Below are 12,501 nucleotides of genomic sequence, written 5' to 3'. Positions count from 1 at the left end.
AGTTTGTACAAACATCTTCGAGAGGGGATTTTTGTATGCCAAAGCGAGGTAAAGAAAGTATTGCAGGAGGGAAACCCTGTGGAATAATCTCGAAAAATAACAGAAAGCAAGTTAGCAATCTGTTGGAGAGAAAAAGGCAAAGCTTGCATACCCAAAAAGACTATCTTTGTGAGTTGTATAATGTGGACTCAGCACAGAAGCAAAGGCGAATGGAAAAAGAAATCAAACGAGCACTTGTATCGGTCTATCACAAGGATGGGCTGGATGAGATATTGAAAATGCTGCACCAAGCAGGAGTAGAACTCGTATCCACAGGAGGAACAGAAGCATATATCCGCTCTCAGGGTTATCCTTGCACAGCTGTGGAGCAACTCACCGAGTATCCCGAAATGCTGGACGGACGAGTAAAAACTCTGCATCCGAAAATCTTCGGTGGAATCCTGGCCGTCAGAGATGATGCCGGACATCAGGCCGATGTAGCCAGCCACAAACTTCCACTGATAGATTTGGTAATCGTAGATCTCTATCCCTTTGTCGATACGGTGGCTTCCGGAGCTTCTGCTGAAGATATTATCGAAAAGATAGATATAGGCGGTATCTCCCTGATACGAGCAGCAGCAAAGAACTACAAGGATGTGATCATCGTTGCTTCCAAGGATCAGTATCCCGCCCTTCGCTCCCTGCTTGAGGACAAGCACGGGAAGAGCAATGAGGCCGAACGTCGTTGGTTTGCCAAGGAAGCCTTTGCTGTAAGCTCGGCCTATGACGCTGCCATATTTGGCTATTTCGATGAGGGACGGCTCTCTCACTTGCGAATTGCAGAGGACACGCAACGGATGCTCCGCTATGGAGAAAATCCTCACCAGAGAGGGATGTTCTACGGAGATCTCGACACCGTATTCGACAAGATACAGGGCAAGGATCTCTCCTACAACAACCTGCAAGATCTCGAGGCCGGCTTGGGGCTGATAGACGAGTTTACAGCTCCGACTTTCGCCATACTCAAGCATGGCAACGCTTGTGGGATAGCCTCCAGAGAAACTGTGTCCGAAGCCTGGCAAGCAGCTTTGGCAGCCGATCCGGTATCCGCCTTCGGAGGTATACTGGTATGCAACAGCCCAATCGACGAAGAAACGGCCAAAGAAATAGACAAACTATTCTTCGAGCTGATCGTAGCTCCGGACTATGAGACAGAGGCACTGACTCACCTGACTCGCAAATCCAACCGTATCATTCTCTCTCGCAAAAGCCATACACAACCCGAATGGCAATTGCGATCAATGCTGGGCGGTATGCTCGTACAGGAGCGAGACAGCGTCAGCGAGACAACGGAACAGATGCAAACCGTGACCAGCCAGTCTCCTTCGGAAGATGAGTTGGTGGACCTTGTCTTTGCTGCCAAAGTGGTAAAACACAGCAAAAGCAACGCAATCAGTCTGGTGAAAGACAGCCGCCTTTTGGCCTCGGGAGTAGGACAGACCTCCAGAGTTGATGCTCTGTGTCAGGCCATAGAGAAAGCTCGGAGTTTCGGCTTTGACCTGCAGGGTGCGGTCATGTCCAGCGATGCTTTCTTCCCTTTCCCCGACTGCGTAGAGATTGCAGCAAAAGCTGGTATATCTGCTATCGTCCAACCAGGAGGCTCCGTAAAGGATCAACTGAGCATAGACAAAGCCAATGAATTGGGAGTAGCGATGGTATTCACCGGCCTGAGACACTTCAAACACTAAGTAATAAACACAAGCCTTGAAACAGAGGATGAGCCCGGCATATCGGCAGTTTCTCTGGCAGGCTTCCGCAAGACAGCTCACAAAGTAGCTTTATCAAAATCATGGGTCTATTCAATTTCAGACAATCGTTGGCTATCGACCTGGGAACAGCCAATACAATCATAATCAAAGATGGAAAGGTCGTGCTCGACGAACCTTCGGTAGTATCTTTCGACTCCAGTACCAACCAAGTAATGGCTGTGGGGAAGATCGCCAATGAAATGTACGAAAAAGGCAATGCCAATATACGCACGGTGCGTCCTTTGCGTGATGGGGTGATAGCAGACTTCAATGCAGCAGAGCAGATGATACGTGGGATGATCAGAATGATCAGCAAAAAGCGTTCATGGTTCTCTCCCTCGCTTCGCACAGTGGTATGTATCCCTTCCGGGAGTACGGAAGTAGAGATACGAGCAGTGAGGGACTCCAGCGAACATGCCGGCAGCCGTGAGGTATTTATGATCCATGAGCCTATGGCTGCTGCTGTAGGTATCGGTATAGATGTATTGGCACCGGAAGGCAACATGATTGTAGATATAGGGGGGGGTACTACAGAGATTGCAGTGATCTCTCTCGGAGGTATCGTAAAAGATCAGTCTATCAGAATTGCCGGTGACGTATTTACACAGGATATCATAGACCATATGCGCAGCACCCACAACGTGAAGGTGGGTGAACGCATGGCAGAGCAAATCAAGATCAATGTAGGCTCCGTATTGCAAGATCTGGAAAATCCACCCGAGGAATACGCCATTTGGGGGGCAGACCTGATGGACACCCTGCCTAAGCAGATCAAGGTCACTCATCAGGAGATCGCACACTGCCTGGAAAAATCAGTACAGAAGATAGAAGCGGCCATCCTGAAAACTCTCGAAGAAACCCCCCCTGCTCTCTATGCCGACATCGTAAAGAACGGAGTCTACCTGACGGGTGGAGGTGCGCTGCTTAGAGGTATATCAGAACGTCTGACCTCTCGCTTTGCTATCAGCTTCAAGGTGGCAGAAGATCCACTATTGGCTGTGGCCAAAGGGACAGGTATTGCCGTAAACAATATTGACACGTTCAAGTTCCTCATCAAGTAGAGCCCTTTTGGCCGTTTTGTCTGTGCTTTCCTCCAGTAAATAGAGCTATAGCCCGGGAGATCGAATGAGTAGGCTGTTTGCTTTCTTTGCCCGCTACAAGCATTGGCTGGTTTTCTTGGTGCTGGAGATTGTAGCCTTGACAGTGCTGTTCAACGACAGTCTGTACCACCGTAGTATTGCCTTGGTGGCAACCAATCGGCTGTTGGGTCGGGTCAATGCGACAATCAGCTCGGTGGGCGAGTATGTCCGGCTAAAGGAGCAAAACAAATCTTTGCTGCAAGAGATTGCATCTCTGGAAGCCCGCTATTATATGCTGGAGCGGGATATACAAAGGGCAGCTGCCGACACCGTTCGCCCCGTGGTTTTCGCTCTCGACTCCGGAATAAGATATAGCATGCCGAATTATGTCACTGCCAGAGTGATCCGAGCATCGAATCGCAAAACGGACAATTACCTCTCCATAGATAAAGGTACAAGAGACGGCATAGCCAAGGATATGAGTGTGATGAGCGCAACAGGTGTTGTGGGTACCGTTGCAGCCGTATCTGAGAGTTGCGCTTTGGTGGTTCCTCTGATCAATTCTAAGCTAAGGTTAAGCTGTAGGATCAAGGGGCGAGACTTCGTAGGCTCGCTCAGTTGGGACAATCCCTCCGACATCACTCATGCCAGACTTTCTGACCTACCCAGACATGCCACCGTAAAGGTGGGAGATACCGTGGTTACCAGTGGCTATTCGTTCACCTATCTACCAAACTTGATTGTTGGCACAATAGAAAATGAGGAGTTGGATCACAAAAGCATACAAACCACTCCGGAGCAACAGATAGATATTTCTTCGCACACCAATTTCTCTTCCGTCCCGGTGAGACTGGCAACTGATTTCTCTCGTCTCTCCTTTGTATATGTCTTCACGGAGCAACCCTCCCCGGAGATACAACGCCTACAAGACTCTTTGCCGACCTATGCACGCTAAACAACACCTAAGTTGCATTCTATCGGCAGTGCTGCTGGCCTTGTGCCAAGTCTGGCTGTTCAGTCCGGTCTCTCTTTTCGGCTTTGCCACACCTCTGGTCTATGTGTACATCTTACTGATGATACCTCACCGGGCATCCCCTCTTACCACTCTGCTCTACGGATTTTTCTGTGGTATGCTGGTGGATATTCTTGGTAATTCTCCAGGCCTGCACACAGCAGCTCTTACGGCCACAGCATTTCTGCGGAACTACATTGCAGTTCTCTTTGTCTCGGACGACATTGAGCTCAAACACCTCCGCCCGGGTTTGCGATTGATGGGTGGGCGGTTTTACCTCTTTCTCTTCCTCCTATCCGGGTTACACACCTTACTGGTCTTTCTATTGGACGCATGGTCTCTATTCGATCCACTACACTTTGTCACACGCACAGTCTCCAGTTGGGTGGCTACCTATATTTTCCTTCTTCTTCTTCACCTCCTCTTCGGGGGGCAAAAAGCTAATCACCGCCATTGATGGCCGTCCACAAGCCTAACAGCAGCCGTTATCTCATCGTAGTGATAACCATCGCCATCGTATTGCTGTATATGGGGCGGTTGTTTTATTTGCAAGTACTTACCCCAAGTTATAAGGAGCGAGCTGACAGCAATGCATTCTACCAGAAACCAATTTACCCAGCCAGAGGGGTGATATACGATAGGGACGGTGATTTGCTCGTATACAACAAACCGACCTATGACCTGATGGTAACGATTCGTGAGGTAGAGAACCTGGATACGCTTGATTTGTGCCACACTCTGAAGGTTGAACCTGATATACTTGTCAAACGCTTGGTCGATGTCAAGAATAGAAAACTCAACCCAGGCTATTCACCTTTTGTTCCACAAGTACTGATTTCTCAGATAGAAGCACCCGAGGCTGGTCGCTTTCAGGAGAAGTTGTACAAATACCCCGGCTTCTACATCCGCTCTCGTACCCTGCGAGAGTATGAGTACCACCACGCAGCCCATCTATTGGGGAGCTTGGCCGAAGCCAACCCGAAAGACTTGGAGCAGGACAGCTCTCTGGTAGCAGGAGACTATGTGGGCAAAACCGGTGTAGAAAAGAGTTACGAGCATATTCTCAGAGGAGAAAAGGGAGTAAATATCCTCCTTCGGGATGCCAGAGGACGAATCAAAGGACGCTACCAAAACGGACAATTCGACAAAGCTCCGGTGCCAGGGCAAGACATCACTCTAAGTATAGACAAAGACTTGCAAGCTCTTGGAGAAGAGCTGATGCAGGGCAAGAGAGGAGCTATCGTAGCCATAGAGCCTGCAACGGGAGAGATCCTCTGTATGGTAAGTGCTCCGTCTTACGATCCGGCCTTGCTAGCAGGGAAAGAGCGTGGCAATAATCATCGAATACTGGAGCAAACACCGGGGAAACCTCTATATGCGAGAGCTATTATGGGGACCTATCCACCGGGGTCTACTTTCAAAACTTCTCAAGGAGCTATCTTCCTGCAAGAGGGGGTCTTGTCTTCATCCTCTCTACTAAGCTGCTACCATGGCTTTCCTCCACTGCACAACAGACCGGCCTGTCATGGTCACGGATCGCCATTACCTCTGGTGCCGGCATTGGCAACCTCCTGCAATGCCTATTTCTGCTGGGGATTACGCTTCATGCTGGACAACAGGCAGTACTACCCCACAGTACAACAAGCCTTTGAGAAATGGAAAGACTACATCGTAAGGATGGGCTTTGGCTATAAACTCGATGTCGATCTGCCAAGCGAACGAAGAGGCTATATACCGAACAGCAAAGTGTATGACAAAGTGTACAAGGGTAAATGGAATAGCAGCTCTATCATCTCCATAGCTATTGGGCAAGGGGAAATTCTGGCCACCCCAGTACAATTGGCCAACTTAGCGAGCATCGTTGCCAACAGGGGGCACTACTACAAACCGCATATCGTAAAGCTTGTAGGGCAATCTCCCGCCGACACGCTGTATTCCCGGAGGAGAGATACCGGCATATCCGCCGATATATGGGAGAAAATAGCCGAAGGAATGGCAATGGCGGTCTTGGGTGGTACGTGTAGGGGGGCTAACTTTGCTCCGGGTGAAATCACTGTCTGTGGCAAGACCGGAACAGCCGAAAACCCTCATGGGAAAGACCACTCGGCTTTCATCGGTTTTGCACCGAAAGAGTCGCCTCGCATTGCAGTGGCTGTGTATGTGGAGAATGGAGGTTTCGGGGCCACATTCGGAGTTCCTATCGGGCGGCTCATCATGGAGTATTATCTCAAAGGAGAGTTAAGCCCCGGGGCTATGGCAACGGCCTCCAACATCAAGCAAACGAAGATATTCTATCACGACGACGTGTATAGGCACCCAACTCTCAAGAGCGATACCAGCCGGATGAAACAGGTCACAACCTCGCAGGTGAAACCTCTGATAGGCTCCCAGCAATGAAACCGAGCAACAACACCATATTGAAACTGTTGGACCGACCGACGATCCTGCTCTATCTGGCATTAGTCGTCGCTGGCTGGTTCTCTATCTGTGGTGCTACTTACGACTTCGATACCTCTGCTCTATTTTCCATGGGTAGCCGCCCGGTAATGCAGTTGATCTGGATTGCCACGGCCATCTGCATCAATGGAGTATTACTAACCATAGACAGCAATACTTATGAGGTATTAGCTCCTTATCTCTATGTCGGGATGCTGTTGCTACTAGCAGTAACCATCGTGATTGCTCCGGACATAAAAGGCTCTCACTCATGGCTTGTCTTAGGGCCTCTACGCCTACAGCCTGCCGAATTTGCCAAGATAACGACCTCCATGGCTTTGGCCTCCGTTTTGGCCATGCATGAGTTTAAGCTGAGTAGCATCAAAGGCTACACGTGGATATTTACAATCGTGATGCTGCCTATCCTTCTGATCATCTTGCAAAACGAAACGGGATCAGCACTGGTCTTCTTTGCTCTTTTTCTGGCTCTATATCGGGAGGGATTCAATGGTGTTTTCTTAGGTCTGGCCACATCGGCTGTTGTCATATTTGTTGCGGCAATTAAGCTCAGTGACAGCTACTTTTGGGGGCATACCCCAGCCGATGTATGGGTCGTCTCTTTCCTTATCATGCTGGCGACCATGGTCAGTATCCTCATCTATGTGCGCAAACCCGGCCAATACTTCTGGAGTATTACAGTAGGAACTATTGTGCTACTGTATGTAGGGGGGATTGCTCTTGCGCTGAATATGCCATTCAATTTCGCCATTATCAACTATGTTGCAATTGCCGGCCTGAGTATCTGGCTCATTTACCGAGCGTGGACACACCTGCGCATAGGATACTTCTTCATCATGCTCTTCAGCATCGGATGCTTAGGATTCTTTCACTCGGTCGATTATGTATTCGACGAAGTGATGCAACCTCACCAGCAAACACGCATAAAAGTAGCCCTCGGAGTAGAAGATGACCCCAGAGGGAGTGGCTACAATGTGGAGCAATCCAAGATAGCCATTGGTTCGGGAGGACTTACCGGCAAAGGCTTCCTGAAGGGTACACAAACCAAACTTAAGTATGTACCCGAGCAGGCTACCGACTTTATTTTCTGCACAATCGGAGAAGAGAAAGGATTCGTAGGAGCCAGTCTCGTACTGATAGCCTTTGCAGCTCTGATATTGAGAATTCTATACCTATCGGAGCGACAGACAACTGTCTTTGCTCGAGTCTATGGCTACTGCGTAGGCAGTATTTTTCTGTTTCACTTGATAGTGAATGTGGGCATGGTGCTTGGCATTGTACCAGTAATAGGCATCCCCCTCCCATTCTTCAGCTACGGAGGCTCGTCGCTTTGGGGTTTCTCCATACTGCTCTTTATCTTCCTCAGTCTCGATGCACGCCGAGAGGCTTAAACCACACCCAACTATACTATGCTGTATCACTGCTATAAAATCAACTATATCCGCAGACCCGAAGAGTTGGACTGCGAGACGGTAAGCGACTTGCTGAGCCAAAGCCTTGCCGAATACGGATTTGAGTCCTTTGAATACCAACCCAATGGACTGTATGCCTACATACCTACCGAGCTATCGAAACAAATCGACATAAAAGAGGCTGTCTCCAACTTCCCTCTGCCAGGCTTAGAGATCGACTATGAGGCAGAAGAACAGCCCGACATTGATTGGAATCATGAATGGGAAAGCAAGTACTTCCAACCGGTGAGGATAAATGAGTTTTGCCGTATACGTGCGCCTTTTCATCCAGAGGATAAAACAGTGGATTTCGATATCCTCATCTCTCCCAAAATGGCTTTTGGAACGGGTAACCACCAGACCACAGCATTGGTGGCAGACACTCTTTTCTTTTTGGATCTCCTCAACTTGCAAGTATTGGACATGGGTTGTGGCACCGGCATTCTCAGTATCATTGCTTCCCTCAGAGGGGCCAAAACCGTCACAGCCATAGATATAGACAACTGGGCTATCGAAAACACAAGAGAAAACGCACGACTCAACAAAATAGACAACATAACATCCCTAGTCGCAGATGCAAGCCAACTCCCCTGTGTCGAAACCTATGACCTTATCGTAGCCAATATTATGCGCAATGTATTGCTGGAGGATATGCCTCAATACACACAGTGCCTGAAAAGAGGAGGCAAACTGCTAATGAGCGGTTTCTATGCTGAGGATATACAACCGCTCAAAGAACGAGCTGTCTCCCTGGGTCTTACCCCAATAGACCACCGAACAGGCAAGGAGGGATGGTCTATACTCATTGTCAGCAAACTCAAATAAAACTTCTCTACCAAATTTATCCCAGTCTATACTCAAAGACAGGGGATCATAATTGATCGATTGAGTAGAAAGTCAGCTAAAATCTGCCACGCAAAAGAACCTTCTCAATACTTGGAGGTAAATATTAAATCCGTTCTCCAACCATGGAACTCTCTGGGGCGCGTAGCGTCGAAAGACTCTCCCCAAAGCTCGAAAGCAGGATTGCTGAAGCGGTTAGTAATCCCCATCAGAGCAACCAATGAAGGAGTGAGCATATCCGTCATAAAAGGTCGATGACAAGCCGATAGTACCGCCTCATAGATATCAGGATTTTCTTCTATGAACTGAGGACTCATATAAACCATAAAAGGGATACGCATAGCATTCTCCGTTGCACCATGCCCATACGAATTTTCATAGCCAGGCGCATCATAGCGGACTTGCCCATGATCTGAAAAGTAGATTACAATACTGCTGGTATCGGCATATCGCCTGAAAATTTGATCTACCACATAATCGTTGTAGAGGATACTGTTCAGGTAGTAAGCAGACATGATTTTTTGATGATCATTGAGTTGAGTCTCGATAATACTATCGGCTGTGAAGTGTTCATACTGCTCCGGGTAACGATCTTTATAATACTCGTGACTACCAAACAGTTGCACCGTTGTAAACAAAGGAGATCCAAAATCTCTATAATCAACGAGAAGAGGTAAAATGTCTTCATCATACCTTTTGTCCGAATCAACACTACCCCATCTCCAAATACCATAAGTATCCAACGTCGTATATGCAGTACTGTCAGCTATATTTGTGATAGCTGTAACATAACCTAAATAAGCCCCTCCCCGTTCCTGCGTACTGGTATGATATGTCTTGTAATTCGCACTCTTAAATACTTGATGTATGGAAGGGAATTCATACCACTGTGAAATGGTATCGAGTGCATTATGGTAGGTGAGTACACTCTTCAAGGATTCATCTGTCGATGGTGCACAAGTCACGACATCATCATAGAGGATCAAATGACCTGCCTTGGCCATCGAATCCAGCCGAGGAGTAGTCTTCAACGGATAACCATAACACTGCATATCCACGCTACGCAACGACTCCCCGATAATCAGCACCACATTGTGTGGAGGTCTCTCCTTAAGAATTCGAATGGGGTCAAGAGAAATGGAATTCATCTGATCCATCCTCTCTTGTAGCTTCAATCGTTCATTCATTGCCTGCTTGGTGGCTACAAAAAAGCGTTCTGGCATGGATAATTGATCATCGTTGATATAAAAATCACTGTAAGCCCTTCTTGAGCAACTATATGGAGCAAAGAAAAGACAAGCAGAAAAGATGATGACCAATGTCCCTATTCGTCTGGCCATGGAATAACGCGAGGTCGTAATAAAATACTTGCATACACGTATCAAAGGTCTATGAACTGCAGCAAGGACAGCAAAAAAAAGCAGCCACAGAATAGCTCTAAAACCTTGTCCAATGGAAATCCCCCAGGGAAGCAGCTCTCTGCGAGCTCCTTCGCTTGGCGAAAATAGAAACTGCATCATCACTGTATCGGTCACGGATGTGCCTTTCTCTGTCAAAAGAGAATACTCCCAAATAAATAACAATGAAACGAGAAAGACCTCACAACCTACAACCCAGCTGCGAACGGTGCGAAAAGGGATAAGAGCCGGTATAAGAATAGCCAAAGCCAGCAATGGCAAGGCTATAGTTGTCCAATAAAGAGGCCAGGTATCGGTATGAATAGAGATCGTCTGCACAAGATAGAGATCGAGCAATTGTATGGCCAAAATAAAAATCAACAGACTGATAGAGGAAGAAGAAAATATACGCTGCCATACTCCTTTCCAATAATCCTGCCGAGAGCTTGCTTTCATCACCATGTCACCATATAACAAATTATTCTCGTTTGTACTCAAAGCCAAATATTGGGGTCAGTCGATCTGGTAGAAAATCAGCCGAAATTCGCCCTGCAAAAGCCGTTCTCAAAGCATCCCCTATGCCCGGTCGGATCTCCTCCATTGCAGGACTCACATAGATAAGCAAAGGCAACCAACCCTCCTTCTCTTTTGACAAATCATAGTTGCTATAAGGATGGCTTTTCCCAAAAGCTCCGGCTTGTCCTACATATAGTACTATTGATGGGGTATCTCGGTAGTGATCAATAATTCGGCTAAAAATCCAATCTTGACTTAAGATCAGATTACTGTAATGAGCAAGTAATTGTTGTCCCGGGCTATCCAAATCTTTTCCTATGGGCACATCCGGAGCTTCAAATTCAAAGAAATCTTCGGGGGTACGACTCCATATACTGGGGGTACCTCCGTTGAGGGAAACTATTTGAAAGAGAGATTTGCCATTGGGGCATGGATCAGCCAAATGCTCCAAGGCTTTTTCGTCATAAATATTCTCATCACTCCAATATTCCTCTCCTCCTCTTAAATGAACCCAATATTTGTGTTGACAATCATTGGCCAGCTGAGGGGCAACGTCATGACTCGGAGAAGCTGTGTTCAAATTGTCAAGCCAATAGGTTTCATAACCGGCCATCTGCATCACGCCCGATAGCGAAGGATAAAGGTCCCACGACAACGAATCGCTGAAATGGGCGTAACTAAGCATACTTGACAAAGATCCCAAATTGGATGAATGATGAGCGTATAGGCTATCAACACGTATCAATTTGCCCTGAGCCAACATCTTGTCTATAAGAGGGGTATTATCCACAGGGTAGCCATAGCAATGCATAAGGGCAGGATAAATATGAGGAGCTGTCACAATTACGATATTGTGAACAAGGAGGGAATCCGAGCGAATGAACTTGGCCGGATCTGCCTGTGCCAAATGGTAATCCATATTTGACAGTTCGATTTCCTTTTGGGCTGTAAGATAGCTGACCAAAACCCGTTCCGTCATGCTCATGGAACTATAATTCGACCAATTATTTTTATACCCCTGCAACGTATAAGTACTATGAAGGATCAGTCCCCCCAAAAGGCAAATAGAGACTATGGGTACCACTATTTTTCGAGAGACACAGCGACTTACACGAGCATGAAAGGCCGATAGCATTTGTTTTATTCGATCCCAATAGAAGGAGAGCAGCCAGCAGATAATCCAAACAAAAATGATTGACAGTAAGGCTTTTAGTATTACTCCAGCATATTCTGCCATACCCTTAAAAAAGCCCAATGCTTCTTCGGGATTGGTAGCCAACATCGGCGCTGCAGTAGCATCGGTGTAAGGAATATGATAGACCTCGAGCAGATAAACATCAGTCACGAAAAACAAGGAAGCGACCAAAGTCAATATCACAGCCACCGTTCGCCTGAGCCATCGCCATGGCAGGAAGCAGACAAGATAAAAAGCCATCACAGACCAAGCAAGGGCAGACAGAATGATCGGCAAACTAAGTTTGTAAGAAGGCAAAACCTTTTGGACGGAGATCCCATCCAAGATCTGGATCAAAAAGAGAAAACATAAAAGCCAAACATAGGAGCGTCTGCGGTACAAATATTTGAAGAACACCGCTCGCTGCACACGAGGAGAATCCATGTAATTAGATATAATTATTCAAATCATTCGGCTGCGAAGGTACCTATTCAAGATGAGTTAAGCAGAACAAACTATAGATAATAGGAATGGAGGATTTTGTGTGTTATGAGATTATGAAAATATTCTCTCGATAGTCTCTCAAAATCTCATGTCACTTTTTTGGGTGGATTATATTGCTTTCGGAAACACTGACGTGCACTGAAAAAGGTTGACAGAGGAGTGCAACCTTTTTTCAGTACCTGCCAATGGATCAATAAAGCTCTACCAGTTCTTCGCCATCAGCAGGCATATAAAGAGCGATGAATTGACTGGATACATAGCTTCGTTCGTCAGGATATGCTTTC

9 protein-coding genes are annotated in these 12,501 nt (G+C 47.1%); 7 read left to right on the top strand and 2 right to left on the bottom strand.

Going from position 1 to position 12,501, the window contains the following annotated elements:
- The first annotated feature begins 209 nt into the window (after positions 1–209).
- The 7 genes from purH (at position 210) to prmA (ending at position 8,608) form a co-directional block, all read left to right on the top strand.
- Positions 210–1,727 carry a bifunctional phosphoribosylaminoimidazolecarboxamide formyltransferase/IMP cyclohydrolase gene (gene purH, locus B5D48_RS08135; protein ID WP_036888555.1) on the top strand — a complete coding sequence of 506 codons (1,518 nt, stop codon included), beginning with the start codon at positions 210–212 and terminating at the stop codon, positions 1,725–1,727.
- A gap of 101 nt (positions 1,728–1,828) precedes the next feature.
- Entirely contained in the window at positions 1,829–2,848 is a 1,020-nt protein-coding gene (gene mreB, locus B5D48_RS08130) for a rod shape-determining protein (protein ID WP_023938088.1), read from the top strand.
- Positions 2,849–2,912: 64 nt separating this feature from the next.
- Positions 2,913–3,821 carry a rod shape-determining protein MreC gene (gene mreC / locus B5D48_RS08125; RefSeq protein ID WP_023938087.1) on the top strand — a complete coding sequence of 303 codons (909 nt, stop codon included), beginning with the start codon at positions 2,913–2,915 and terminating at the stop codon, positions 3,819–3,821.
- Positions 3,811–4,335, top strand: a complete 525-nt coding sequence (locus B5D48_RS08120; protein WP_036888496.1) for a rod shape-determining protein MreD — start codon at positions 3,811–3,813, stop codon at positions 4,333–4,335. The genes mreC and B5D48_RS08120 overlap by 11 nt, the downstream gene beginning before the upstream one ends.
- A complete protein-coding gene (locus B5D48_RS08115; RefSeq protein WP_023938085.1) occupies positions 4,335–6,275 on the top strand; it encodes a penicillin-binding transpeptidase domain-containing protein in 1,941 nt (646 codons plus the stop codon). The genes B5D48_RS08120 and B5D48_RS08115 overlap by 1 nt, the downstream gene beginning before the upstream one ends.
- Positions 6,272–7,723: a rod shape-determining protein RodA gene (gene rodA / locus B5D48_RS08110; protein WP_023940170.1), complete on the top strand. Its 1,452-nt coding sequence runs from the start codon at positions 6,272–6,274 to the stop codon at positions 7,721–7,723. Before B5D48_RS08115 ends, rodA begins: the two co-directional genes overlap by 4 nt.
- 18 nt (positions 7,724–7,741) lie before the next feature.
- On the top strand, positions 7,742–8,608 hold the full coding sequence (prmA, locus tag B5D48_RS08105; RefSeq protein WP_023938559.1) for a 50S ribosomal protein L11 methyltransferase: 867 nt from the start codon (positions 7,742–7,744) through the stop codon (positions 8,606–8,608).
- Positions 8,609–8,712: 104 nt separating this feature from the next.
- Here prmA and B5D48_RS08100 read toward each other — a convergent pair whose 3' ends face one another.
- Together B5D48_RS08100 and B5D48_RS08095 are read right to left on the bottom strand one after the other, a co-directional pair.
- A complete protein-coding gene (locus B5D48_RS08100; protein ID WP_158441719.1) occupies positions 8,713–10,479 on the bottom strand; it encodes a phosphoethanolamine transferase in 1,767 nt (588 codons plus the stop codon).
- 22 nt (positions 10,480–10,501) lie between these two features.
- Positions 10,502–12,157 (bottom strand): sulfatase-like hydrolase/transferase, encoded by a 1,656-nt coding sequence (locus tag B5D48_RS08095; protein WP_023938555.1) that lies wholly within the window; start codon positions 12,155–12,157, stop codon positions 10,502–10,504.
- Positions 12,158–12,501: the final 344 nt, after the last annotated feature.

Origin of the sequence: Porphyromonas crevioricanis (assembly GCF_900167225.1) — a bacterium.
Taxonomy (GTDB): domain Bacteria; phylum Bacteroidota; class Bacteroidia; order Bacteroidales; family Porphyromonadaceae; genus Porphyromonas; species Porphyromonas crevioricanis.
This window is presented reverse-complemented; position numbering and strand designations above follow the sequence as displayed.

Excerpts from the sequence above, each read along its gene's own strand:
- purH (WP_036888555.1), top strand. The coding sequence starts at position 210 with ATGGAAAAAGAAATCAAACGAGCACTTGTATCGGTCTATCACAAGGAT.
- B5D48_RS08115 (WP_023938085.1), top strand. The coding sequence starts at position 4,335 with ATGGCCGTCCACAAGCCTAACAGCAGCCGTTATCTCATCGTAGTGATA.
- prmA (WP_023938559.1), top strand. The coding sequence starts at position 7,742 with ATGCTGTATCACTGCTATAAAATCAACTATATCCGCAGACCCGAAGAG.
- mreB (WP_023938088.1), top strand. The coding sequence starts at position 1,829 with ATGGGTCTATTCAATTTCAGACAATCGTTGGCTATCGACCTGGGAACA.
- B5D48_RS08095 (WP_023938555.1), bottom strand. The coding sequence starts at position 12,157 with ATGGATTCTCCTCGTGTGCAGCGAGCGGTGTTCTTCAAATATTTGTAC.
- B5D48_RS08120 (WP_036888496.1), top strand. The coding sequence starts at position 3,811 with ATGCACGCTAAACAACACCTAAGTTGCATTCTATCGGCAGTGCTGCTG.
- mreC (WP_023938087.1), top strand. The coding sequence starts at position 2,913 with ATGAGTAGGCTGTTTGCTTTCTTTGCCCGCTACAAGCATTGGCTGGTT.
- rodA (WP_023940170.1), top strand. The coding sequence starts at position 6,272 with ATGAAACCGAGCAACAACACCATATTGAAACTGTTGGACCGACCGACG.
- B5D48_RS08100 (WP_158441719.1), bottom strand. The coding sequence starts at position 10,479 with ATGAAAGCAAGCTCTCGGCAGGATTATTGGAAAGGAGTATGGCAGCGT.